20 protein-coding genes are annotated in these 25,023 nt (G+C 46.9%); 6 read left to right on the top strand and 14 right to left on the bottom strand.

Features of this window, described 5'->3' with window-relative positions:
• Positions 1 to 118: 118 nt before the first annotated feature.
• The 6 genes from AKN87_RS02595 to AKN87_RS02570 all read right to left on the bottom strand — a co-directional run bounded on the left by AKN87_RS02595 (position 119) and on the right by AKN87_RS02570 (position 5,894).
• The gene (locus AKN87_RS02595) at positions 119 to 1,534 is read right to left on the bottom strand and encodes a DegQ family serine endoprotease (RefSeq protein WP_053102361.1); all 1,416 of its coding nucleotides are present in this window, start codon (positions 1,532 to 1,534) and stop codon (positions 119 to 121) included.
• A gap of 34 nt (positions 1,535 to 1,568) precedes the next feature.
• On the bottom strand, positions 1,569 to 2,039 hold the full coding sequence (locus tag AKN87_RS02590) for a SoxR reducing system RseC family protein (protein WP_053102360.1): 471 nt from the start codon (positions 2,037 to 2,039) through the stop codon (positions 1,569 to 1,571).
• On the bottom strand, positions 2,032 to 2,976 hold the full coding sequence (locus tag AKN87_RS02585) for a MucB/RseB C-terminal domain-containing protein (RefSeq protein WP_158487685.1): 945 nt from the start codon (positions 2,974 to 2,976) through the stop codon (positions 2,032 to 2,034). Before AKN87_RS02585 ends, AKN87_RS02590 begins: the two co-directional genes overlap by 8 nt.
• 40 nt (positions 2,977 to 3,016) lie before the next feature.
• Positions 3,017 to 3,631: a sigma-E factor negative regulatory protein gene (locus AKN87_RS02580; protein WP_053102358.1), complete on the bottom strand. Its 615-nt coding sequence runs from the start codon at positions 3,629 to 3,631 to the stop codon at positions 3,017 to 3,019.
• A 31-nt stretch (positions 3,632 to 3,662) separates the two neighbouring features.
• Entirely contained in the window at positions 3,663 to 4,244 is a 582-nt protein-coding gene (gene rpoE / locus AKN87_RS02575) for an RNA polymerase sigma factor RpoE (protein ID WP_053099519.1), read from the bottom strand.
• A gap of 237 nt (positions 4,245 to 4,481) precedes the next feature.
• Positions 4,482 to 5,894 (bottom strand): dihydrolipoyl dehydrogenase, encoded by a 1,413-nt coding sequence (locus AKN87_RS02570; protein WP_053102357.1) that lies wholly within the window; start codon positions 5,892 to 5,894, stop codon positions 4,482 to 4,484.
• A gap of 353 nt (positions 5,895 to 6,247) precedes the next feature.
• On the opposite strand from AKN87_RS02570, the gene AKN87_RS02565 reads away from it, so the two are divergent.
• Together AKN87_RS02565 and AKN87_RS02560 are read left to right on the top strand one after the other, a co-directional pair.
• A complete protein-coding gene (locus AKN87_RS02565; protein WP_053102356.1) occupies positions 6,248 to 9,235 on the top strand; it encodes a sensor histidine kinase in 2,988 nt (995 codons plus the stop codon).
• 9 nt (positions 9,236 to 9,244) lie between these two features.
• Positions 9,245 to 10,618 carry a sigma-54-dependent transcriptional regulator gene (locus AKN87_RS02560; RefSeq protein WP_053102355.1) on the top strand — a complete coding sequence of 458 codons (1,374 nt, stop codon included), beginning with the start codon at positions 9,245 to 9,247 and terminating at the stop codon, positions 10,616 to 10,618.
• Between the two features lie 9 nt (positions 10,619 to 10,627).
• Here the strand turns inward: AKN87_RS02560 and AKN87_RS02555 are convergent, their stop codons facing one another.
• Complete coding sequence (locus AKN87_RS02555) at positions 10,628 to 12,058, bottom strand: PIG-L deacetylase family protein (RefSeq protein WP_053102354.1); 1,431 nt, start codon at positions 12,056 to 12,058, stop codon at positions 10,628 to 10,630.
• 9 nt (positions 12,059 to 12,067) lie between these two features.
• Positions 12,068 to 12,967, bottom strand: a complete 900-nt coding sequence (locus AKN87_RS02550) for a GNAT family N-acetyltransferase (protein WP_053102353.1) — start codon at positions 12,965 to 12,967, stop codon at positions 12,068 to 12,070.
• A 157-nt stretch (positions 12,968 to 13,124) separates the two neighbouring features.
• On the opposite strand from AKN87_RS02550, the gene AKN87_RS02545 reads away from it, so the two are divergent.
• Positions 13,125 to 13,913: an enoyl-CoA hydratase gene (locus tag AKN87_RS02545; RefSeq protein WP_053102352.1), complete on the top strand. Its 789-nt coding sequence runs from the start codon at positions 13,125 to 13,127 to the stop codon at positions 13,911 to 13,913.
• Between the two features lie 77 nt (positions 13,914 to 13,990).
• On the top strand, positions 13,991 to 15,631 hold the full coding sequence (nadB, locus tag AKN87_RS02540; RefSeq protein ID WP_053102351.1) for an L-aspartate oxidase: 1,641 nt from the start codon (positions 13,991 to 13,993) through the stop codon (positions 15,629 to 15,631).
• Here the strand turns inward: nadB and AKN87_RS02535 are convergent.
• Both AKN87_RS02535 and AKN87_RS02530 read right to left on the bottom strand, forming a co-directional pair.
• On the bottom strand, positions 15,618 to 16,052 hold the full coding sequence (locus tag AKN87_RS02535; protein ID WP_331454210.1) for a protein YgfX: 435 nt from the start codon (positions 16,050 to 16,052) through the stop codon (positions 15,618 to 15,620). The two genes, nadB and AKN87_RS02535, sit on opposite strands and share 14 nt — an antisense overlap.
• The gene (locus AKN87_RS02530) at positions 16,036 to 16,305 is read right to left on the bottom strand and encodes an FAD assembly factor SdhE (RefSeq protein WP_053099510.1); all 270 of its coding nucleotides are present in this window, start codon (positions 16,303 to 16,305) and stop codon (positions 16,036 to 16,038) included. The genes AKN87_RS02535 and AKN87_RS02530 overlap by 17 nt, the downstream gene beginning before the upstream one ends.
• A 121-nt stretch (positions 16,306 to 16,426) precedes the next feature.
• Between AKN87_RS02530 and ygfZ the strand changes: the two genes are divergently transcribed.
• Positions 16,427 to 17,374, top strand: coding sequence for a CAF17-like 4Fe-4S cluster assembly/insertion protein YgfZ (gene ygfZ / locus AKN87_RS02525; RefSeq protein ID WP_053099509.1), 948 nt, complete (start codon positions 16,427 to 16,429; stop codon positions 17,372 to 17,374).
• A gap of 97 nt (positions 17,375 to 17,471) precedes the next feature.
• Positions 17,472 to 18,389 carry a transaldolase gene (gene tal / locus AKN87_RS02520; protein WP_053102349.1) on the top strand — a complete coding sequence of 306 codons (918 nt, stop codon included), beginning with the start codon at positions 17,472 to 17,474 and terminating at the stop codon, positions 18,387 to 18,389.
• Positions 18,390 to 18,433: 44 nt separating this feature from the next.
• On the opposite strand, the gene AKN87_RS02515 is transcribed toward tal, so the two are convergent.
• The 4 genes from AKN87_RS02515 to recB all read right to left on the bottom strand — a co-directional run bounded on the left by AKN87_RS02515 (position 18,434) and on the right by recB (position 25,022).
• The gene (locus tag AKN87_RS02515) at positions 18,434 to 18,709 is read right to left on the bottom strand and encodes a GNAT family N-acetyltransferase (protein WP_053102348.1); all 276 of its coding nucleotides are present in this window, start codon (positions 18,707 to 18,709) and stop codon (positions 18,434 to 18,436) included.
• Between the two features lie 76 nt (positions 18,710 to 18,785).
• Positions 18,786 to 19,106: a heavy metal-binding domain-containing protein gene (locus AKN87_RS02510; RefSeq protein ID WP_053099506.1), complete on the bottom strand. Its 321-nt coding sequence runs from the start codon at positions 19,104 to 19,106 to the stop codon at positions 18,786 to 18,788.
• Between the two features lie 100 nt (positions 19,107 to 19,206).
• Entirely contained in the window at positions 19,207 to 21,276 is a 2,070-nt protein-coding gene (gene recD, locus AKN87_RS02505) for an exodeoxyribonuclease V subunit alpha (protein ID WP_080995481.1), read from the bottom strand.
• A gap of 5 nt (positions 21,277 to 21,281) precedes the next feature.
• Positions 21,282 to 25,022 (bottom strand): exodeoxyribonuclease V subunit beta, encoded by a 3,741-nt coding sequence (recB, locus tag AKN87_RS02500; protein WP_053102347.1) that lies wholly within the window; start codon positions 25,020 to 25,022, stop codon positions 21,282 to 21,284.
• Position 25,023 lies beyond the last annotated feature (1 nt).

Genomic DNA, 25,023 nt, shown 5'->3' with positions numbered 1-25,023 from the left:
GGCCGAAAAATAGGGCTAAGTTTACTTGATTTAACTAGCGCTCGTCACCTTTGTTCGCAAATGCGAACCAGAAAAACCAAAAAGCGGCTTATTCAGCCGCTTTTTAGAGTGTTATCAATTACTTAGATAATTTAAATGAAATGAAGCTGGCTCGCCCTTGACGTAGCACTCGCATCGACAATGATTTGCCGGCAGGTAACTCAGCGACGATTTTACTAAAGGCTTTAGCTGACTCAATGGTTTGCTGGTTCAAGTGTGTGATAACATCACCTGGACGCAATCCAATTAATGCCGCAGGACCTTGTTCAACATGATTCACAACCACGCCACTCGTAATTTCCAGCTGCTTTAATTGCTCTTTGGTCAAGTCTTGCACACTCATACCTAAGCGGCTATTACTGCTTTGCTTAGCAGCGCTAGCTTGTGCTGCTCCCTCTTCAGGCAAGCCACCCACTTTAACTGCAATATTTTGTTTTTTACCCGAGCGTAACACTTCCAGCTTGGCGGTATCGCCTGCTTTTAAAGTGCCAATATAGTGCGGTAAATCTGAAGATAAAGTAATTGCTCGCTGGTTTACGGATAAAATAATGTCGCCTACTTGTAGCTTGCTTTTAGCTGCAGGGCCATCTTCTAAAATCTGCACCACTAAAGCACCAGCGGGCTTATCTAAACCAAAGGATTCAGCTAATTCCTTATTCACTTCTTGAATAATGACACCTAACCAACCACGATTCACTTTACCCTCAGCTTTTAGCTGCTCGGCAACACCCATTGCTACATCCATAGGAATCGCAAAGGAAAGCCCCATAAATCCCCCTGAACGGGTAAAGATTTGTGAGTTAATCCCCACCACCTCACCTTTAAGGTTAAATAAAGGGCCACCAGAATTACCTGGGTTAATTGCAACATCAGTTTGAATAAAAGGCACATAGTTTTCGTTGGGCAGGCTACGACCTTTAGCTGAAACAATGCCTTTGGTAACCGAGTGTTCAAAACCAAAAGGTGAGCCAATGGCCAATACCCACTCACCCACCTTTAGATCGTTCGACTGACCGATTTTAGCCACAGGTAAATTTTTACCCTCTACTTTAAGCAGCGCCACATCAGTGCGAGGATCAGCGCCAATTAGCTTAGCTTGTAACTCGCTGCGATCTGATAGGCGAACTAAAATCTCGTCAGCCCCATCGATCACATGATTGTTGGTTAAAATATAACCATCTTGCGAGATAATAAAACCAGAGCCTAAAGATTGTGCTTGTGGTTGCTGACCGCGTGGCGCTTGGCGTGGCTGCGGGAAACTATGTTCAAAGAATTCACGGAAAATGGGCGGCAAACCTTCGAGGTCTGGCATTAAATGCTGTGGTGCTCGCTGCGCCTGGGTGTTAACTTTTTGCCGCGTACTGATATTTACAACTGCTGGGGAGGACTGCTCTACCAGCTGAGTAAAATCAGGCAGTTCTTTAGCTAGAGTTACATTGCTGCTCAATAAAAAGACTGAAAATACCGCGGCAATGCACGTTTTCATTTTGCTCATTTAACACTCCTAAATGATAAGAACGTCGATCAGATTAACTTAAATTAGTAATTGAAGAACTTTTGCTAAGTTGCGGAGCAAGCGTGCCCCGCCGCATGTACCGATTGCTTATCATACGAGCAAGCAGCAAGCCTGCAAAGAGCCCGAAAAAACTTGAAAGAATTATCAGTGGCTCTGAGGCATCGAATGCAGCACTCGTTAGTAAGCCTGACAATAGCCCAAGCAATGGCAGCAAATAGCCCAGAACAGAAGCCAACAATAACCCTTGCTCGGGAATAGCCACTTCGACGGTATCCCCTGGAGTAAAATATTGGTTGGAGTTTAAAGGAAGATTAAGGGTGCTTACCTGTGGACTGTTAGCTGTTTGCAATAAATCGGCTAATTTACCATGGCCGCAACCTGCTCGAGCCTTACAGGCTCCACAGGCTGTATGCTTTTGTACCGCAACCCAAGCCACTTGATTGACGGCATCGGTTGCAATAATTGTGCCCTGCTCTTTAATCACTGTTCAGACCTTTACCTTTAGGACATACAGAATGCGCAACACGCTCTATAGCTAACATCGGCAACTCCCCTATAACCGTAATGACCACTGGTGGTTTAACGTGCTTACAGCCAGATAAGCTGACTAACGCAGTGGGGCCTAAAGTGCGTGACTTTTTAACTTCTGGCAAGCGAACCCGCGAATGATTAGGTTCAATAAATACAGAAAAGTGTACTAAACCATCGCTGTAACTACGGTTGTAGGTATTGGTTTTACCTGCTACTTGAAAAGCGCTACTTTGCACTTTAACAAAACCTGTTGGCACCCATTTAGGATCCCATACGCTATCTGAATGCGAGTTTTGTTGCACTGTTTGGCGACTGCAGTTAGCTGAGGCCTGCAGTGCACTGGGAACAGGTTGGCCAGGAGCGAATGATACATACTGCGTGCGCTCTAACAGCTGTTGGCGGTTATTAAGCAGCAAGGTTTGTAAGGGAACCCCCGTTTGTTGATCCAGTTTGAGTTGCATGGAGTAGCGATAAGAATCTTTTGCGGCAAAGTTGAGGCTATAGGTTGGGCGGCCAGCAATTCGGCTTTCTTCCCCCCAGCTTAACTGATAGTTCTGCTCTATATGTTGTAAGCTCGCGAGGCTGCTTGGCCAGTCAGACAAATAAAAAGGTGTTTGCGTGCTGGTTTCTGAAAAACTGCACAAAACACCCTCCTGATTACGTAGCAACTCATACTGGGCATTATCTAGCCGAACAATGCGTTGGGTAAAGCCATGATTCTGAGCCAAGTGATGAGTGGCGTAGGTAGCAAATACGCCTTTGCGCTCATAGACTAGGTGGCCACTGTAACTGGTATGAACAGCGGCTTGTTGCGCGTGCGCTAACCAAGCCAACTGTTCGGAAGTAAGGTCTTTTGCTTGATCGGCTAAAAGCACAGGGCTATTAGTCATACACAGGATACTGATAGCCCATAGCCATTTCATGCTGAGGTTACTCTTGTGCGGTATTAACTGGCGTTACTTGGGTATCGGTATCGGCGTGAGCAGGTGCTTGCTGGGCATGGCGGCGTAAATACTCTGGCAGACGATCATTATGCCAGTTACCCTCACCTTCTAAGGCCTCTGCCACTGGGCTATGTTTGCTTTCATTAAAGCTGGTTAACTCGGAGGTTTGTCCAGGCATGCCCACAGCTTCAAGCATTTCCATTGGCTCACCAGCATCTGCCGTAAGCTCTGTGGAAGCTAATTCACTCTGATTGAAAAAACGCACACCAGCCAATACCGCTAAGGTCACTGAGGCTGCAATCGCGACTTTGCTTAAACGACCAAAAACAGGCATTGAGCGAGCGGCTGGTTGCTCAGAGGTTTGAGTATCTAAGCTATCTTCAGCCTGCTCGATCGCCTGTTTGATGCCTGCAGAGAGATCGACACCTGCAAACTGTGCATCTGCAGCTAGACTTGCATCGCGTGCCACATTATAGCGCACCCAGGTCTCACGTACTTCTGAGTCATCTAGGGATTGAAGTATTCGTTGCAACTGCAAGTCATCTGCTTGATTATCCAACAAAGCAGATAACGCTTGCTGCAAGCTTTCTTTATTACTCATTTACTCTCACTCCTGCTCAACCGATTACTCGTCAAGCTTCATTATTCAATAAAGGTTGTAGCGCCTTATCTACTGCTTCCCTGGCTCTAAAAATTCGTGACCGTACCGTTCCAACGGGACATTTCATAACCGTAGCAATGTCTTCATAACTTAATCCTTCGAACTCACGCAAAGTGAGAGCTACTCGCAAGTCCTCTGGTAGCTGGCTAATGCTATGTTGTACCGTTGACTTGATCTCATCCCTCAGCATCATACGTTCTGGGCTTTCAATATCTTTCAGCGCGTGATCACCATCAAAAAACTCAGCGTCCCCCGCATCCACATCACTACTGGGTGGACGTCGATTACGTGAAACCAAGTAGTTTTTTGCGGTGTTTATAGCGATTCGATATAGCCATGTATAGAACGCACTATCACCTCGAAAGTTTCCTAAGGCCCGATAAGCTTTTACAAAAGCTTCTTGAGCAACATCCTGTGCTTCATGTGGATCATGCACAAAGCGCACTACTAACCCTAAAATTCGATGCTGGTATTTAAGTACCAGCAAATCAAAAGCGCGCTTATCGCCTTTTTGAACGCGCTCTACCAGCTGCTGATCATCTTCAGGCGTCATGTACACTCCTTAAATTCTAATAGACATGGTGTAAGTAAAAGATTTCATACATTAACAGTTACTCAGCCTGTCTAGCTTAACTTAAATTGAGCGCAAATTTGTGAACTACTAAAGATAAGCACAGCATTGAGTGCTGAACTAGAGATTAGTTCACTTGGTGTTCGGTGCTGATTGATCAACAGCCTTGGACTTCCTAAGAAGAGCTGGCGCTTATTTTTAAGCGCCAGCTTAGTGCACTTAACTTTTTTGGGTTAATCCAAAAGGTAAGCCTGTTTGCAGTTGCGGTAGCTGTTTTAGTAAATCTTGTAACGCCGCTTGCAGCTGCTCCTCAACTACTGGATGGTAATACGGTGCCTGCAGCAAATCTGCAACTGTCATCTGCTGCATAATCGCTAGCGCTAAAAAGTGCCCAAGGTGTTCCGTATCGACACCCAATAAGCTGGCACCGAGCAGCTTGCCAGAATGGGAGTCCGCATACAGGCGAATCAGACTTTGCTCATCGTGCTTAATAATTGCTCGCCCATTTGCTTTGGCTTCACCCACCAAATAATTGCCTGCAGTTAATGAGTGAAAACTTGCTCCCACACTCACAATATCTGGTTGAGTAAAGGCAATCGCTAAAGGTACTTTACGCTCAAAAGCAGTAACCGCTGTACGGCTGGCGTTATAACCAGCAATTGCTCCCTCATCACAGGCTTCATGCATCAGAGTTCGATCAGCATTTAAATCGCCAGCAATAAAGATACGTGTGTCGCCAATTTGCATGGTATGCGGATCAAAGAGTGGTACTCCTTTTTCATCTACAGGTAGCCCTGCTTTCTCCAGTGCCAGCTCAGCTAGATTTGGCTTGCGCCCTAATGCCACCAACAATTGATCCACCTCAACCGCTTGATTGCCAGCTTTGAGTAGCACCCCGTGCTCGGTACGCTCAATCTCTGCTGGATGACCTAACCAGATATCCATCTCATTGGAGAAAATTTTCTGCGCTGCCTGAGCAATAGTGGGATCTTGAATACCGCCTAATTGATCAGCCATATCGGCTGCAGTCACTTGCACACCTAAGCGTGCTAGGGCTAAGCCCAACTCTAGGCCGATGGCACCTAGCCCCATGATACCTAAGCGCTTAGGCAGGTGTTCGAGCTCAAATACAGCATCTGTCGTTAACATGCGATCAGCCACTGCAGATAAAAAACCAGGCACTACAGGACTGGAGCCAGTGGCTAAGATTATGGAATGCGCCTCGATCACCTGTTGGCCCTCGGCAGTCATCACTTGCACCCGATTAGGTGATAAAAACGATGCCTTGCCAATAATCAAGTGTTCACCTGCTGCGCGCTGAGCACCTTGTGCTGCCCCCGTGGCAAATCGGTCACGTAACTGGCGCACCGTCTTGAGTGCGGCTTGATCATTAATCGCTTGTGGCTTTGCTGTAATGACCTGATCCTGCACTAGTTGCTGTAGCGCTTGGTTTTCCTGTGCTACTTGCAGTAACACCTTAGAGGGCATACAGCCGACCCGGGCACAGGTGGTGCCAAGCGGCCCTGTATCGACGACTAAATAGTCTTTTTTAGCGCGCTTAACTTCTCTCAAAGCATATAAGCCAGCAGTGCCTGCACCAATGATTAGTACATCTGTTGATTTTGTTTGCATGCTTACTCCTGTAATTTCTGCGTCAGTTACTCTCTATACTCTAGGGGGTAAATTTAGGTTTAGCTAGTTAATACGTCTAATCGCGCCCTGCTTAGTTCCGCCTTAGTCTGTGCCCAAGAATCAATAATTGTTACTTTAAGTGACAGCTTCATTTTCTGTTTAATGCAACAAAATTAGGCAAACTATGTATCTGCATCGATTAGTGCTTATGTTGGTGGTAAGCATGTATTTGTTTTCCCCAGCGATTATGGAGTGGTGGACTGCAAGCAACACCAATAGCTGGTATCGACCCTTTATTTTGTGGTTTTGCTTAATCGTGATGACCTTCTTTTTGCAACCCCATAGAAAACACGATGAACTTTAGCCTTTATCAGCTACTGTTGATTAGCCTGGTGTATTTAGGCTGCTTATTTGGCGTGGCGTGGATCAGCGAACGGGGCTGGATTCCGCAAAAGATTCAACAACACCCAGCCATTTATGTCTTATCTCTGGGAGTTTATGCCAGTGCTTGGGCATTTTATGGCTCGGTGGCGCTAGCCCATCAATACAGTTATGGCTACTTGGCGATTTATCTGGGTATTTCTGGCGCTTTTTTCTTATCTCCAGTTCTACTGCATCCATTTTTACAGTTAGCCCGCAAGTATCAGTTAACCTCATTAGCCGATGTGTTTGCCTTTCGTTATCGTAGCCAAGGTGTAGGCACACTGACTACCTTAGGCTTACTGATAGGTTGCTTACCGCTGTTAGCTCTACAAATTCAAGCTGTTGCTGAAAGCATTCAATTACTAAGCCCACAATTACCACCCTTGGCATCAGCGTTAATTTTTTGTATCGCAATTGGCTTATTTGCCATTTTGTTCGGTGCCAAGCAGGTGGCTTCAGGGGAGAAACATGAAGGTTTAGTCTTTGCTATGGCCTTTGAGTCTTTACTCAAAGTCATCGCTTTACTGTTGATTGGCGGCTATTTGCTGTTTCAAGTACTGGGTGGGCTTTCTGGATTAGAGACTTGGCTACACACCCATCAAGCTCAACTAAACGCCCTACATACCCCATTACAAGATGGTCCTTGGCGCACCTTATTGTTGATATTTTTTGCCGCTGCAATTGTGATGCCACACATGTATCACATGATTTTTACCGAAAATAAAAATCCGCGGGCAATGAATACTGCCAGCTGGGGCGTCCCTTTGTTACTGCTCTTACTGAGCTTACCGATTCCGATTATTTTATGGGCAGGGTTAAAACTTAATTTAGCCGCTGAGCCACAGTACTTTACTTTGGCGGTAGGAATTCACTTAGAGCAACCAATGCTGGCCTTATTGGCTTACACCGGCGGCTTGTCGGCAGCGAGCGGCTTGATTATTGTACTAACTTTAGCGTTATCCGGCATGTTGCTAAACCATGTTTTACTGCCGCTTTATCAGCCTAAACACACCACTAATATTTATCGCTGGTTGCGTGGCGCAAGACGCTGGTTAATTATTGCGCTGTTAATGCTGGCTTTTGTATTTTATTTATTGTTACAAGCAAGACACAGTCTTTCCCAGTTGGGGTTAATTTCATTCGTCTCTTCCCTGCAGTTCTTGCCCGCTGCTCTGTCAGTCCTGTATTGGCCTGCGGCTAATAAAAAAGGTTTTATTGCTGGAGTGACCTTAGGCTTAATCACGTGGTTTGTGTGTTTGCTGCTACCTACCTTTATTCCTTTAGAACAACTAGGCTTAGGTCATTTTAATTTTTCGGATTCTATTACCGGCAATAGCTGGCACCTAGCTGCTATTTTTGCCTTGCTGGTTAATACCCTAACCTTTGCCGGCGTCTCGTTATTTAGCAGTCGTAGCGTTGAAGAAACGCTAGCGGCCGAAACCTGTTGCATCAATCAGGCGCGCCAGCATTTGCATAGCGAATTAGAGGCAAGCTCTGCACAAGACTTTGCCACCGCACTGGCCAAACCCTTAGGTGCGGTCACCGCTCAACGAGAGCTGGAGCAGGCCTTACGTGAGCTGGAATACAGCTACGATGAACAACGTCCTTTTGCCTTACGCCGCTTACGCCAGCAATTGCAAGTGAATCTATCTAGCTTGATGGGCCCCAGTATTGCACAAGAAATTATTAGCAGTTTTATTCCCTATAAAAAACAAGCCCACAGCTTTCGTAGTGAAGACCTGCATCTAATTGAATCACGCTTAGAAGACTACCAGTCACGCCTAACCGGTTTAGCTGCAGAACTTGATACCTTACGTCGCTTTCACCGACAAACCTTGCAAGATTTGCCTTTGGGTGTTTGCTCACTGGCTAAAGATCAGGAAATTTTTATTTGGAATAAAGCCCTTGAGGTCATGACCGGAATAGCCGCTTCACGGGTGATAGGCTCACGCTTAGACGCTCTAGATGAGCCATGGCGCAGTATTTTGCTAAACTTTTATCTCAGCCAAGAAGCTCATTGGTATAAATATCCGCTTAAAAGTAACTATGAGTCCCGTTGGTTAAATTTACACAAAGCAGCGATTGATGATTCGCCCAACCAGCACTATCAAGCCAAGGCCGTGGTACTCCTGATTGAAGACACCACTGAAACCCAGCGCCTAGAAAGTTATTTAGAGCATGCGGAGCGTTTAGCCTCTATCGGGCGCTTAGCTGCTGGAGTGGCCCATGAAATTGGTAACCCGGTTACCGGCATTGCCTGCTTAGCCCAAAACCAGCTGGCCGATTATGCCAATGACCCAGAAATTCTAGAAAACAGCCAGGCTATCTTAGAGCAGACCCAGCGTATAACGGCTATTGTGCAATCTTTGATGAACTTCTCCCATGCCGGTGAGCAACATGCCATCACGCCCTATGCCGCGTGCTCTATTAGAGCGGTTTGCCAGCAAGCCATTAGCCTATTGGAATTGAATAAAGCAGCCAAGGAGGTGCACTTTGTTAATCTATGTGCAACTGAACATAATGTCTTGGGTGATCAGCAACGTTTAGTCCAGGTTATGGTTAACCTGTTAAGCAATGCCCGTGATGCAAGTCCTGTTCTTGGGGGGATTACCTTGTGCTCGCGCCTGAAGGGCTCTTATATTGAATTGCAGGTTGAGGACCAGGGGCATGGTATTGAGCAGGCGCACCTTAAACGAATTTTTGAGCCATTTTTTACGACCAAAGATCCTGGCCAAGGCACAGGGTTAGGTATGGCAATGGTGTTTTCGATTATTGAGCAGCACCAAGGTAAAATTGACATTATCAGTCCTGCTCTACCCGAGCAGCAAAAAGGCACACGAATTATCATTCAGTTGCCTGCGGCCTTAACCGCGAGTCCATTACTGCCTGTTACTCAGGCGGTGAATTTTGAGGTATAAAGTGTTGTGATGCAGTCTATTTTAATTGTTGAAGATGAAGCCATTATTCGGCGGGCGCTAAAGCGGCTCTTGGAGCGAAATCATTACTCCGTTCTTGAAGCAGGTACCGTGGCTGAAGCTCAAGCGCTGCTTAATACTCAGACTGTGCAATTAATTATTACCGACTTGCGTTTACCTGGCGCGCCAGGCACTGATTTAATTGAGATTGCAAAAGATCTGCCGGTATTGATTATGACTAGCTACGCTAGTTTACGCTCAGCGGTTGACTCAATGCGCCAAGGAGCGGTCGATTACATTGCTAAGCCCTTTGACCATGACGATATGCTCAGTACTGTTGCGCGTATTTTACAAGAAGCCAATAGCCCAGTAAAAACTCAAGACCGCCTCACGACTTCCCCTGAAACAGCAAACTCCAGCCTTGCCAGTAAACTGAACATTATTGGCAGCAGTGCGGTGATGCAGGCACTGTTTAACAAAATCATGAAAGTGGCACCAACTGATTCCAATGTTTTGATTTTAGGTGAGTCAGGCACTGGTAAAGAGCTTGTTGCCAGAGCCATCCACGAACACTCCAAACGCGCTCAGGGGCCATTAATTAATGTCAACTGCGCAGCTATTCCCGAGTCTTTGATTGAGTCAGAGCTGTTTGGCCATGAAAAAGGCGCCTTTACTGGTGCTAATCAAGCCCGTGCCGGATTGATTGAGGCAGCCAATGGCGGCACTTTATTTTTGGATGAAATTGGTGAGTTACCGTTAGAAGCTCAAGCACGGTTATTACGTGCAATTCAAGAAGGAGAAGTGCGGCGCGTTGGTTCGGTTAACTCAATTAAGGTCGATGTCCGCTTTATGGCTGCCACTCACCGCGATCTTAAGTCGCGGGCTCAAGCGGGAAGCTTTCGTGAAGACTTGTATTACCGCTTGCATGTGATTGCGCTGCATATTCCTGCACTACGCGAACGCGGGTCAGATGTGATCGAACTGGCAGAAAAGCTATTGCAGCAGCAGCTAGCTAAAACCGATGCAGCGGCCTTAAGCTTCAGCCCTGAGGCATTGCAGCTGTTACAAAACTATCCATGGCCTGGCAATGTGCGCGAACTAGAAAATGCTATTGAGCGAGCAGTCATTCTATGTGATGAGCCACAGATTACTCCTGATTTACTGGGTATCGAGTGGTCACCCCCAGCTAAAGCTGGCAATCTTGAGGCAAGTGCCACATCTGAACCGTCTCCTGCTGACAACTTATCCCTAGACGATTACTTTTATCAGTTTGTAATCAATAATCAGCAACAAATGACCGAAACCGAGTTAGCTAAACAACTCGGTATTAGTCGTAAGTGCTTGTGGGAACGGCGACAGCGTTATGGTATTCCGCGGCAAAAATAAGCAGCGTGTTTAATCATGCGGACTTGTTTGCTGTAACGGCCTCACCCAAAACAGTTCGTGCCGCCGTACAGCTTTACGAAAAAACTCATTATCACCAGTAACAGGCCAACGACGACCCAGCAATAGCTTTTGCAGGTTTCGACGCAGACGTTTTTTCAACGGCAATGACCCTTGCAAATCATGCTGCATCGCTAGTGCCAATGCTTTATCTAGCTGTTGTTCCACGCTTAGTACATAGCTCCAGAGCTCATCGGCGGGTAACGCTGCATCGGTTACTGGCGGCAAGGCAACACCTTCTCCTGCATTGCCCATCGGCCAGCGATCATTGTCAGCTAAATGGTTAGCATATAGCAGTAAGGCCTGTACCGAATGAGCTTGCTGAGCTAGCGCCTCTTGCACGGCAGCAGTCGCAGCAATATGGTCGCCATGGGGATCTAGCTCTGGGTGTGGGGTAACAATAAGCTCTGGCTTAAAATCAGCGATAAGCTGTGTAAGATCGGCAATCAAGTTTTCCCAACTGGGCACCCCGTTTGCATCGCTTGGTAATCGGCAGGCATTCATCTGGCGTACGCTACGGGTATCTGCCTCGCCAGACTCTTTAGAGCCAAATGCTTGGCTTGGCTGCTGCTGCATTGCTTGTAACTGCAAGCAATAATAGCCCAGCTGTACACAATGACTGGTGGGTACTCCACCCCATAGAGGAATGGCCATGCTATCCCAGCTACGCAAGCGCCCTTTGAGTTTAGCAGCTGCTTCAGGAGCTAAACCCAATTGCTGATAGGTTTCTGCCTCTATCTCACCTTGAGTTAAAGTCACCAACGAAACATCTGCGGCTTGACTGTATAAGCCAAAGGCAGCCAGTTCGGCATCATCGGCATGGGGGGCAATCAGCATGATCCGGCGTGGCTTAAAACTTCGAGCAGGCCAAGCCACGATAGGTCCATGCTGCTGTACCTGACAAAAACGCGTACTCAGCGGCAAGCCTTTCTCAACCAGCTCAAAGAGCTGTCCTGTTAAGTTCAAATAGCGCACCCCACAGGCTCCCCGCTCAAACGTTTGTCGATCGCAGCCCACAGTTAGCACTGGATCAAATAGGCGACCTAACCAGCTGCTGCGTAAATGAACTGCAAGTACCAAAGTACTGCCTGCCCCAATTGACTCGGGCAACGCCTGTGCTAACTGCAGTCTGCCATCTTGTAACTGACAGGCCAGTTGCTGACTATACTCTGGAAACTGGTAGTGATAATCACTGCGCGGCGAGTAAAACAAGTGATCGGCAAACCAAGCCTCATGGATGACCCACGTCAGTACTAAAGCTAACGGCAGCAACCACAGGCTATAGAACGCACTGAGTAGTACTAAAACTGTCAGCACCAATAACAAACTAAGGCGTTTTTTACGCCGAAACTGCTGGAGTAACTGTTGTTTTTTACTCGACATAACACCACCTTAGCGGGTGAAATAAATAGCTGAAGAATGGCACCAACGCTGCTTATAGGCTTGCTCATCACGGCCAAAAGAATAGCGCAGCGTTTTACCGGCTGCCTTGGCTAATTGCCACTCGGCTTGGGTATTGATAAAGCTCAACACGCTGCCTGGACTGAAGTCCTTATGATCTGGCGCAACGCCGCCATTGACGTACTCAACACTGATCCACTGAGGTGACTGCACCTTGTATAGAATTTGAATCGCAATCGGTTGCTCCGCTAAATACAACACCGATCCAGCCATAAACTCATCCAACAAAGTAAATACTTCACTGAGGTGCTGTTTACCGGGCACATCAAAAGACCAACGCTGTTCAAATAGCTGGCTATAAATAGTGGCCCGCTCGACCGGAGTGAGCTGCTGTATGTCACGGATTTGCCCGCCGGCTTCTTCTAGTAGACGCAGTTCACGGCGCTGGTTATAGCGAAATTTTTTACTGTAATCTTCAGGCGCTCGAGCCAGCGCTAAACCAAAGGGATGAGCCTGCGCTTGTTTAATCTGCGCTGCACTGCGCTCTGACAAGTTTTCTGCCTTAAAGCGCAAGTCAATCTGAGCATTAGCGGCCATAGGTAAAATGACTTCGGCGTTGCCTAAATCATATAAGCCACGCTTGCCTTTACGCTTGAGCACCGCTTTAGCTAACGCCAAATGCTGCCCCCATGTTGGAATCGCCGCCTGCAGCTGTCCAGTGGCCGGCCAGCCTAAATAACGTACCGGAATTTCGGCCAGCAAAGCTAAGCGCTCAACAATACGCGGATGAGTGATCACACTGCCGCCCCATTGTTCCCAGCAATGGGCATATTCGGCAGGGCTAATTTCTCGCCAGCCGCGCTCGCGATATGCACGAAACATTCCTAACATGAGTTGTATTCCAGTACGTTACGATTAAAAGCCACAAATTCTAACACAGCCACCGCAGGTTGTTTTTTTCATCCCTGCAGCGCCCCCTGCTTTAGTCGGTAACTCTCTAGATTCGAACTCAGTTAGGCTTAACCGATTATTTTTTAGGATATTCATTATGTCGACCGAGCCTATTACCCTAGAGATTCTAGCCAATCATGTCGGGGTTATTACCCTTGATAATCAATCGTCACGCAATAGCCTATCACTGGCTATGTTGCAAGAGTTAGAGCAACGATTACTAGAAGCTGAACAGCATCCAGCGATCCATGTACTCATTATTAGAGCCAAAGGTCCAGCCTTTAGTGCAGGACATAACCTTAAGGAAATCCAGCAAGCTTTTGGTGACCCAAAGCAGCATCAAGCGCTATTTGATCAGTGCAGCAAAGTCATGCAACAAGTAGTGAACTTAGACTTACCAGTGATTGCCGAGGTGTCAGGCGTTGCTACCGCGGCAGGTTGTCAGCTTGTGGCTTCTTGTGATCTAGCAGTTGCCGCTGAGAGTGCGCGCTTTGCCACTCCTGGAGTGAATATCGGCTTATTTTGCTCAACGCCGATGGTAGCCTTATCACGGGTAGTTAGTCCTAAGCATGCACTAGAAATGCTGCTAACTGGCGAGATGATTAGTGCAACGCAAGCCGTTGCAATGGGGTTGATTAATCATGCCGTGGATAACTCCGCGCTTGCAGACTTTACCGTGGCCTTAGCTGAAAAAATTGCCAGCAAATCACCCGCCACCTTAAAGCTAGGTAAGCACGCTTTTTACCAGCAACTGAACATGCCGTTAGCTGAGGCCTATCGTTATACAGGACAAGTGATGGTTGATAACTTAACTCAGGCCGATGCAATGGAAGGGATTGATGCCTTTATCGCTAAACGCCCTGCCCAATGGCAAGCTAAACAATAGAACTAACGGCTAGCCAAAAACACCTATCGGGTTTACATTGGCTAGCTTCTTTTATTGCTTAGAATCGATACCCTGTTATGAGCCTTCACTATTCCTATGATGTGTTAATTATCGGTAGTGGTGCCGCTGGTTTAACTGCAGCGCTCAATTTACCGGCTAGCTATAGCATTGCCATTCTCAGTAAAGGCTCATTGCATGCAGGTTCTACTTACTGGGCCCAAGGCGGCGTTGCTGCGGTACTGGATGAAGGCGATACGGTAGAGTCGCATATTCAAGATACTTTAGTTGCAGGCGCTGGTTTGTGCGATGAAGACGCGGTGCGCTTTACCGTGGAAAATAGTCGCGCGGCTATTCAGTGGTTAATTGATCAGGGCGTGCCCTTTACTAAAAATGATGGTGCCCCCTTAGATAGTCGTTCTATTTTAGACTTTCACCTCACCCAAGAAGGCGGACATAGCCAGCGACGAATTATTCACGCCGCTGATGCAACCGGCGCGGCTATCTTTACCACCTTACTGACTAATGCAAAACAACAGGCAAATATTGATTTCTTTGAGCATCAAGTAGCGATTGATCTTATTACTCAACCATGTAGCGTTAACCCTTCAGCCAAACGTTGCGTCGGTGCCTATGTGCTAGATGCCAGCAACAATCAAGTAGCCACTTACGCCGCCAAACAAGTGATTTTGGCCACAGGTGGCGCAGCTAAGGTGTACTTATATACCAGTAACCCAGATAGTGCGACTGGCGATGGTATCGCGATGGCTTGGCGTGCCGGTTGTCGGGTGGGCAACTTAGAATTTAATCAGTTTCACCCTACCTGCTTATATCATCCGCATGCCAAGAATTTTTTAATATCTGAAGCTTTACGCGGTGAAGGCGCTTATCTAAAGCTGCCATCAGGTGAGCGCTTTATGCCGCAGTATCATCCTAAGGCCGAGCTTGCGCCCCGTGATATTGTGGCCAGAGCCATTGACCATGAAATGAAAAAACGGGGGCTAGACTCCGTTTACCTCGATATTTCGCATCAACCGGCGAACTTTATTAAAGCCCACTTCCCGACGATTTATCAGCGTTGTTTAGACTTTGACATTGATATTACTAAGCAACCCATTCCAGTAGTGCCAGCAGCCCACTACACCTGTGGTGGAGTCTGGGTGAATCAGCATGGACAAACCGATCTTGCAGGGCTGTATGCCATTGGTGAAACTAGTTTTACCGGTTTGCACGGAGCCAATCGGATGGCCAGCAACTCCTTGCTTGAGTGCTTTGTCTATGCTCGCTCGGCGGCTCAACATATTATTCAGCACCCCGTTGCTACGCCTTACCCCATTCCCGCTTGGGATGCCTCACAAGTAACTGATTCTGATGAAGACATTATCATCGCCCATAACTGGGATGAGTTACGCCGTTTTATGTGGAACTACATTGGTATTGTGCGTACCGATAAACGAATTTTACGCGCGCAACATCGGATCAAGTTGCTGCAAAGTGAGATCCAAGATTTTTACTCGAACTACAAAGTCAGTAAAGATTTGCTGGAGCTAAGAAACTTAGCCATTGTGGCTGAGTTAATCATTAACTGCGCCCTTGCCCGCAAAGAAAGTCGCGGCTTACATTACACTCTTGATTATCCTGATACATTAGCCAAAGCGATCCCTACACTGCTTACGCCAGATAACTATAAGCTTAGTGATCATAGCCTTAATGATGAATAACCGCTCGCGAAAAACGGAGCCTGACTCTTAATTGGCGGTGCTGTTGGGAGTTTAGTGAATCGGCAGGAATAACCAGCGCACGCTTAAAGTATTGATTAGGCAGCCGGTACAGTACAACTACCAACCAAGGCGTGACCACCGTTTCACCGTAGACTTGAATTGGGTGACTAAGCGCAGGATTTTGCGCCGTAGCAAGATGCCATTGGTGAGCAGAATAACTGAGGGTTTTACCTGTTGAGCGGGCTAACTGCATTTCCCAGATGCTGGCTAGTAGTGCTGCGACATATACCCCGAACAAACTCCATGACCATTGCAGTAAAAAACTGCTCATTAAAAGCAGTACTAGACTACAAATGCCCAATAGCCTTCTACACTTAGAAGGCTGTAGGGTTATACTGAAAGTGTTATGGGTTTTGGGCACGCGTTAAAATCATATCAACCATATATTTTAAATCGCTATCTTCAGGAGAATTGCGTCGCATGAACCAACCGAACATATCCTGATCTTCACAGCTTAACAGCTTGCGATAGCGCGCTTGATCTTCAGCAGATAGCTCTGGATAGACCTCTTTAACAAAAGGTACTAGCAGCACATCTAGCTCAAGCATGCCGCGGCGACTATGCCAAAACAGGCGATTTAATTCAGTTTGTGAAACCTTTGTATTTGAATCCATAAGTAACTCCCCTTAGCGAATGAGCTAAGTATAGGCGACAACGTGCCTAAGCGCACTCGCTACTAAAATAGCGAGTATGATGAGTGAAAATCAGCAGAACTTATTAAGTGAGATTTGAGTAATGAGCCAAGCATATTTTACCCTGCTTTCTGAACAAGGTGTTTTATCGGTCAAAGGCAGTGATGCCAAAAAGTTTTTACAAGGTCAGATCACCTGTAATCTCGACTATGTACATGATAACCGATCCAGCTTAGGCGCGAGATGCAATCCTAAGGGACGCATGATCTCAAACTTTCGCGTGCTGCAAGTCGCAGAAGGTTATTTATTAGCCATGGATCACTCTTTAGTTGACCTGCAAATTGAAGAGTTAAAAAAATACGCGCTTTTTTCTAAATCGAGCTTAAGCAATGTTTCTGCAGAATGGGCTCGCTTTGGTTTAGTCGATGCTGAGGCCATACTTCAAGCGTTAGGCCTAGAGCTGCCTTATGAAAGTAATAGCGTAGTGCATTTAAATCACCTAACAGCAGTACGCGTGAGTCCTAGCCTTATCGAATTATGGTGCCCTGCAGATGAAGCCAGTTGTTTAACCAAGCGCTTAATCAGTCACGGTGCAACTGAAAGCGACACTAATATATGGCATTTGGGGTTAATCAGTGCAGGTATTGCTTATATTACTGAAGCAACCAGCGACAGCTTTATTCCACAAATTTTTAACTTACCTGCATTGGACGCAGTCAGCTTTAGAAAAGGCTGCTATAGCGGCCAAGAAATTGTGGCAAGAATGCAATACCTAGGCAAATTAAAGCGTCATTTATTTCGCTTTGCCCTCAACAGTGAGGACTTGCCTGCAGCGGGCACCCAGGTATTTTCAGTGGACAAAAACAATGCCATTGGCGAGGTCATTATCGCAGCACTTAATCCGGCAGAATCAGTGGTTGAATTATTAGCAGTCGCACTAGAAGAGTCGGCACTGCAAGGTAGCGTACGCTTAGGAGCTATTGATGGACCAGAACTGCTGCTGTTACCGTTACCCTATGCTAATAACCCTGAAGAAGAAATTAAAAGGTAATACAGCGACGTTAGCCTGACTAAAACAGCGTAACACTAACGCCAACTAGCGCGCTAAGCCGCTGCTGACACTTAGAACTCCTGACGAAGATAGCATTATGTCCTCTAAACTTGAACAACTAAAGCAACATACCGTCATTGTGGCTGATACCGGTGATTTACATGCGATTCAACGCTTGCAGCCACAAGATGCTACTACTAACCCATCATTATTACTAAAAGCAGCAGCACTTGAGCCTTATCAGGCCTTAATCGAGTCGATTAAGCAAAAGCATGCTACTGATCTACAGGCAGCCACTGAAGCCTTTGCGGTCGCGGTGGGCAGTGAAATTGTGCAACAAATTCCTGGGCGCATTTCAACCGAAGTGGATGCACGCCTTTCATTTGATACCGAAGCAACCTATCAGGCAGCATTACGCTTGATTGCTGCTTATCAAGCTGCTGGAGTAGAAAAAGCGCGCGTCTTAATTAAGATTGCCGCCACTTGGGAGGGAGTTAAAGCGGCGGAGCGCTTAGAACAGCAAGGTATTCAGACCAACCTCACCTTAATATTTTCGATGGCACAGGCAATTGCCTGTGCTGAAGCAGGAGTTTATCTAATCTCCCCGTTTGTTGGACGCATTTATGACTGGCATAAAAAACGTTCAGGAATTGATTATCAGGGTGCTGAAGACCCAGGCGTGCAATCGGTAAGCCGAATTTATCAATATTATAAGCAGCACCAATACCCCACCATTGTGATGGGCGCTAGCTTTAGAAATATCGGACAAATCGAACAACTGGTCGGTTGCGATCGTTTAACTATTAGTCCTGAGTTAATTGAGCAGTTAGCTGCACAATGTGGTGAATTGACACCTCAATTAACTGTGCCGAGCTTGCAAGAGCGACCACCAGCAATGACCGAAGCCGCATTTCGTTGGGCTCATAATGAAGATGCTATGGCAACCGAAAAATTAGCTGAAGGCATTCGCCAGTTCGCCCAAGATCAAATCAAGCTCGAAGCGTTGTTTAGTTAAAGCTAAAAAGGCTCTGCCGCTAACTCAACGGCAGAGCCTTTAATTTAAGCGGCAGGAATTCCCTTACGCTTCATAAAGGTTTCAACGTAGGAGCAACTGGGGTGCACCTTGAACCCCTGCTCTTCTGCATAAGCTAAAGCCGCTTCGGTCAAATCTGCGGCCACGCCACGCCCTCTTAATTCATCTGGTACAAAGGTATGATGAAAATCTAAGGTATCCTCATCGATGGTTCGATAATCTAAATGGGCTCTATGCCCATCTACTGTAGTTTCAAAGCAAAGCTTGTCTGCATTATGACTTACGTTATTAATATCACTCATAAAAACTCCGCTATTAATTGATCAAATGAATAGGCTCAGTATTTGCTAAGGCCCTAGGTGAATGCAAGACGACTAATTACTCAATGGTTACTGCAGTTCCACTGGCTGAGACCATGAGCATGCCGTTATTTTGACCTAGCACTTCAAAGTCTAAATCAACGCCAACCACTGCATTAGCACCAAGTGCTGCAGCGCGCTGCTCTAGCTCTTGCAAAGCAATACTGCGCGCTTTTTGTAGCTCTTTTTCGTAGGTAGCTGAGCGGCCACCGACAATATCTCGGACACTGGCAAACAAGTCTTTAAATAGATTGGCGCCTAAAATAGCCTCACCCACCACAATACCGTGATAACGAGTAATGCGTTGACCCTCTACCGATTGCGTTGTGGTCACAATCATTTTCGTTACTCCTGTGACTTGCTTTATTTACCTGGCTTCGCAACCAGCGATTATTGGTTTGACCATCAAACCAATAATTTATTCCCTGCTGGTTTTGTGGCTAATCATTAAGAATAGCCTCTAACAATCCACTGTTACGCTTGACTGAACGCTGTATTGCTTGAGAAAACACTCCGCGGACTGGCTCAATTAAGCTGAATTTTTGTTTCGCCCGAGTAATGGCGGTATAGACCAGTTCTTTAGTTAACACTGGGTTTAATTGCTCAGGCAAGATCAGTGCGGTATGGGTAAATTCCGAGCCTTGGGATTTATGTACGGTCATAGCAAATACCGTTTCCACTGCACTTAAACGACTGGGTAGCAACCAGCGCACTGCGCCACTGCCATCATTTTTAGCAAAGGCTACCCTTAAGCTCAGCCCTTCACTGACTCGGCCTTGCTGGGTAAAGGTCGGCACGTAGAGTGCTATGCCCACATCGCCATTCATCAGGCCCAAGCTATAGTCATTTTGAGTGATCAGCACCGGTCGGCCTTCGTACCAACCATACGGCTGATGAATAAGCTGCATTTTGGCCAAACGTTCAGCAATGCGCTGATTGAGTTGCTCAACGCCGTATTCGCCCTTACGCACCGCTGCCAATAGTTGAAACTGGCTAAAGTCGTTTAAGATCTCTGCACTCCACTGTTGCCATTGATTCACATCGGAACAGGCTTTGTCAGGACGTTTAGCTTTTAGCTGCTCTAAATAATACGCATAACCCAAACGCTGAGAGTTACCTGAAGCAACGCCGTTAATGACAAACTTCAGCAGTTCATTGCTGCTGATCGCTGATAAATGCAACAACTCTTGATTGCTTGGTCTAATGAATAGCTGTTCAGCCTGAGTTGCTTCCGCTTGATTAACCGCAGTGGCTAACTGACCAATTTCAGAGTCAGCAAAAAAACGCCGTGAATGACGCAACATCACGGTATGCTGCGCCAGTAAGTGCAGGCCTGAAACCAAGCCTTCACTGGCGATTGACTCCCCTGTAGTAGCCGACAGTTGCTCGATTAACTCTGGCGCATAATAACCTTGCTCAGCAAAGTGACAGAGATCCCCCAGCACTGCACCCGCCTCAACTGAAGCCAGCTGATTTTTATCGCCTAGCAGGATCAGCTGGGCATGCACTGGAAGCGCTTGTAGCACGTTATACATCATCTCTAAATCAATCATTGAGGCTTCATCAATCACCAACACATCTAGCATTAGTAAGTTATCTTGATTGTGCCTAAAGGCTCGGCTTTCAGGTTGACTACCCAGCAACCGGTGCAGAGTCAGTACTTCTTTCGGAATTTGTTGCTTAACCTCTGCCGCAATCGGCAATTGCTCAATTTGAGCGCCAATAGATTCTGTTAACCGAGCCGCGGCTTTACCGGTTGGCGCCGCTAATTGAATTCTTAAGGGTTGCTTTGGATTATGTTGTAACGCCACCTGTTGCAATAGTGCCAGCAAACGCACCACTGTGGTGGTTTTGCCAGTTCCCGGACCGCCAGTAATCAAGGTGAAAAATTGCTGACTGGCTAAGGCGCAGGCGATTTTTTGCCAGTCCACCACGGGTTGCCCGTTGATGACACTCTTTACGGAGAATAAGCGATGTAATAACTCGGTTAAATTCTCTGGTTGAGTTTTTGCCTGCCCCATACGCTGCTTCAAACTGGCGGCTAACTGCTGCTCGTACTGCCAAAAGCGCTGGGTATACAGACGAGTGCCATTTAAATGTAACGGCTGCTGCGTAGAGAATGCCAATGCCTGTTCAATTTGCTGCAGCCATTGCTCCAGAGTAACTTGGCGCAGCACGGTGGATGGTAATAATGGCTGAATTATTCGTCCATTGCCTTCAGGCGGTAAAGACAAAGCAAAGTCGGGATGACTCAAGGTTTCGTCCAGCAGCAAACAGACATGCCCACGCCCTTGTTGATGACTGACCAAAGCGGCGGCCAAAACAAATAACGGCGAGGCGCTAGGGTATAAACTGGAAATAAACTGAGCAAACACATTATCTAGCGAGCGCAACCAATCCAGTGCTTGCCAATGCTGCAATAGTCTAAACACCGATTCATGGCTGGCCAAATAATCGAAAGGCTCGCTAGGATCTGGCGACACGGACTGAAAAATATCTAACTGCTGCATACCTATTAGTCCAGCTCCTTAGTTAATAACTGCTCAGGCGCCTTGCCTTTAAACAAAGCATCAAGTTGCTCGATAAGCTGCCTAGGAGGTTTACGACTGAAAACGCCTCGACTATCAGCATCAATGCCCCGCACAAACCAATACACAGCACCGCCAATATGCTGATCATAGTCATAATTGGGCAAGCGTAGTTTTAGCAGGCGATGCAAAGCCAGCAAATACAGCACATACTGCAAATCATAGCGGTGCTGTAAAATAGCCGACTGCATGGCGGCTTGGGTGTAGGCAGTGTCATCTTCCCCCAACCAATTAGACTTATAATCAGCAACGTAATATTGGCCTTGATGCTCGAATGTTAAGTCAATAAATCCTTTAAACATACCATGCAAACGATCAGGCTCTAAAGGCAAACGAAGCTCACCAGCAAACTCATACTGCTGTACTAAGCGATCTAACGCCAAGACATTCACCCGCTGTGCTTCAAACCAAAATTCCATTTCTACTTGATACTGAGTTAAATCTTTTAAGCGCAAGCCCCCCTCAGCAGTAATGGGTAAATTACAACTAAGAGCTTTGCTTAACCAAGCAGTTAGCGTAGGCACCCAGTCTTGCCAATCAAAGGCAGCGCAGCGACGTTCAAGCAGTTGCACTAATTCGCCAGGGCGCTCCAACAAATAGCCAAAGCTGTGTTCGCCGGCAATTTCAAATAAATTATGTAAAAAAGTCCCAGGCGTTGGTCCTTTAGGAAACTGGTGAATGGTTTTATCTAAAGTTACGGCTAGCTGATCATCAAAGGGGGCTAAGGCTTCATGCTGATCGGCTAGCTCGGTGACTAAGCTGTCTTCGCTACCGGCTTGGGCGGATTTATCTTGGTAATTAAAGTGAGTGGTTTCAGGCTCGATAGGTTCTGGTAGGTTCACTAATTCAGTCAGCTGCGTGCCCAATTTAAGCGCACTGTAGGAGGCAATCCACCAATGCTCTTTTACTGTGCGCTGCGGCGTTAGCCATATCGGCTGCTGTTGCGCTGTTTCATCACCGGCATAAACTCTTGCAGTTGCAGTCGGAGCAGGCAGTACTTGCATCGCAGTAAACTGTTGCTGATGTTGAGTCAGTACTGTTTCCAGTGATTCAGCCTGCGCTAAAGGCGTTAATCCATTGAGTAAGTAGCCAATGCCAGAAGCGTGAAATACTGATTTTTTGTAATAAGAAACATCTGCCATACCCAACCAGCATGCATATTGTGCACGGGTTAATGCGACGTACAGTAAGCGTAGGTCTTCGGCTTGTCGATCTTGCTCTGCTAGCGCAAAGCTTTCTTCGTCATGATGGATGCAATACTGCCGAGCTTGGCCATCAAAATAGCTGTAAGGCTCACCTTTTTTTAGCTGGCGCGTTCGACAAATAAAGGGCAAAAACACTAACGGATATTCGAGCCCCTTAGATTTGTGGATAGTAACCACCTTTACCAGTTCGGCATCACTTTCTAAGCGCACTATATAATCATCTGCAGCACGCTGATCGCCATCAATCAAGCCTTCTAAAAAGCGCAGCAAAGCCCATTCACTGTCTAACTCGCTGCTGGCACGCTGTAGCACTTCTGCTAGGTGTAAAATATCGGTCAGTTTGCGCTCGCGCTGTGGGTCATTGGCTAGCTGTTCTGGCAATTGGTAGTCGTGGATAAACTGGCGAATGGCCGGCAAAACACCGATCTTTTGCCAAAGTTCGTAATAACGACGAAATTTTAGCACTTGCTGTTCCCACAGCACCTCGTCCTCAACAAAGGAGTGCAGCTGTGGCAATGACAAATTTAAGCTGCAGGTGGTCAACGCTGCTCGAATCAAACGATCATCTTGTGGATGCAAAAAGCCATTAAGCCAGTGCCATAAATCCTGGGCTGCACTGGTACTGAATACCGAATCGCGATCAGATAAGTAGACACTACGCACCTTGCGTTCAGCTAGCTCACGACGTACAGCTTCTGCCTCATTAAAACTGCGTACCAAAATTGCAATGTCACCTGGCTTTAGCCCGTGGAAAGTTTCATCCGTCACAAACCCCGCTTGCTGAGTTTGGCCCAACGTCAGTAAGCGAGTAATTTCAGTGGCGCAGCTAGCGGCCATTTCGGCAAGATAATGCTCGCTATTTACGGTTAAGTTTTCATTTAGCCAGCAAGTTAAGGCTGGGGCAGCCTCACCATTAACTGTCCATTTTGCAGCACGACCTTTGGCTTGTACGGTGTGAAATGGCAAGGCATGCTGACTTTTATCAAATAAAAAGGCGCCCTTAGCTTCCCGCTGCTCAGCCTGTGCAAATAAATAATTAACTGCATCTACCATCGCCTGACTAGAGCGATAGTTAGTGTCTAAGGTGTGATGCCGACCTTCTGTGGCGCGGCGCGCTTGCAAATAGGTATAGATATCCGCGCCCCTAAAACTATAAATAGCTTGCTTAGGGTCACCAATCAGCAAAATGGCGGTTTCTGGCTGATTGCTTTCAATGGCATAGACTTGATTAAAAATTCGGTACTGAACTGGGTCGGTGTCCTGAAACTCATCAATCATCGCTACCGGAAATTGCTGGCGAATCGTCTCCGCTAAACGCTGCGCATCTTCGCCTTGTAATGCAGTGTCTAGGCGATTGAGCATGTCATCAAAGCCCATGAGCGAGCGCTGTTGCTTCTCCTGTTCAAACCGCTGGGCAATCCAAGTTGCGGCATGTTTAAGCAGTTGCTCTGGCAATTGGCTTGTTAGCCGGTCGAGCTGCTCGAGCGTAGCAGCATACCAATTTTCCACTAAAAAGCTGGGCGCTGGGCACTGTTCGGCAGCACCTTTCCAGGCTGCTTGAAAGCCCTCCCAAGCTAGATCGCGCTTGGAGGCTGACGTGCTTTTAAAGGTTGCCTGCTGCGGATCAAGCGCCCAGCTTTGTACAAAGCCTAACCATTCTAAGTGTTTTTTCGGTAAGTGTTTGGCCTGAACAGCAGCTTCTAAGGTTGGCCAGTATGCCTCTAAAGCCTGTTGCCACTGGGTTTTCAACTGGTGTAACTGCTGCTTAGCCTGTAACTCAGCCTGCTGCTTAACCGCTGTTAAAGCACTGGTTACAGGCTTTGCTTGCGTAGCAATACGCCCTAATAATGGGCGCACTTGTTTTAGCAAAATAGCAGGAGATTGCCACTGCGCAATCACTTGCTCTAGTAAATCACCCGTGAGCGGATAACAAAACTCACGCCAGTAATCTTCTGCTACTTGTTGCTCTAGCTCTGAAAAATCGGTTTCTAAGGTTTGCTTAAATAGGTAGCCGCTATCAAATGCATGTTCATGGAGCATACGCTGACACCAGGCATGAATGGTGGAAATGGCCGCCTGATCCATCCATTGCGCAGCTAGCTCCAGCTTATAGGCACAACTACTCCATGCCTGTTCAGCAAAATCATCACGTAGTGCAATTAATAGCGGATCAACCGACACCAGTTCTGCTGAAGTAGCGGGTAAACGAAAAACCTTAGCTGCCTCAATTAAACGCTGGCGAATACGGTCTTTAAGCTCTGCAGTGGCTGCATCGGTAAAGGTTACCACCAAAATTTCTGGGGGTAATAAAGGACGAGCAAAAGCAGTTTGCTCGGTACCATGCCCAAGGACTAAACGTAAATACACGGCAGAAATAGTATAGGTTTTACCTGTTCCGGCACTGGCTTCAATTAACTGACTGCCCTGTAAAGGTAACTGTAAAGCTAAAGGTGTTTGGCTCATG

The sequence above is a fragment of the Thiopseudomonas alkaliphila genome (genome assembly GCF_001267175.1).
Classification (GTDB): Bacteria; Pseudomonadota; Gammaproteobacteria; order Pseudomonadales; family Pseudomonadaceae; genus Oblitimonas; species Oblitimonas alkaliphila.
This window is presented reverse-complemented; position numbering and strand designations above follow the sequence as displayed.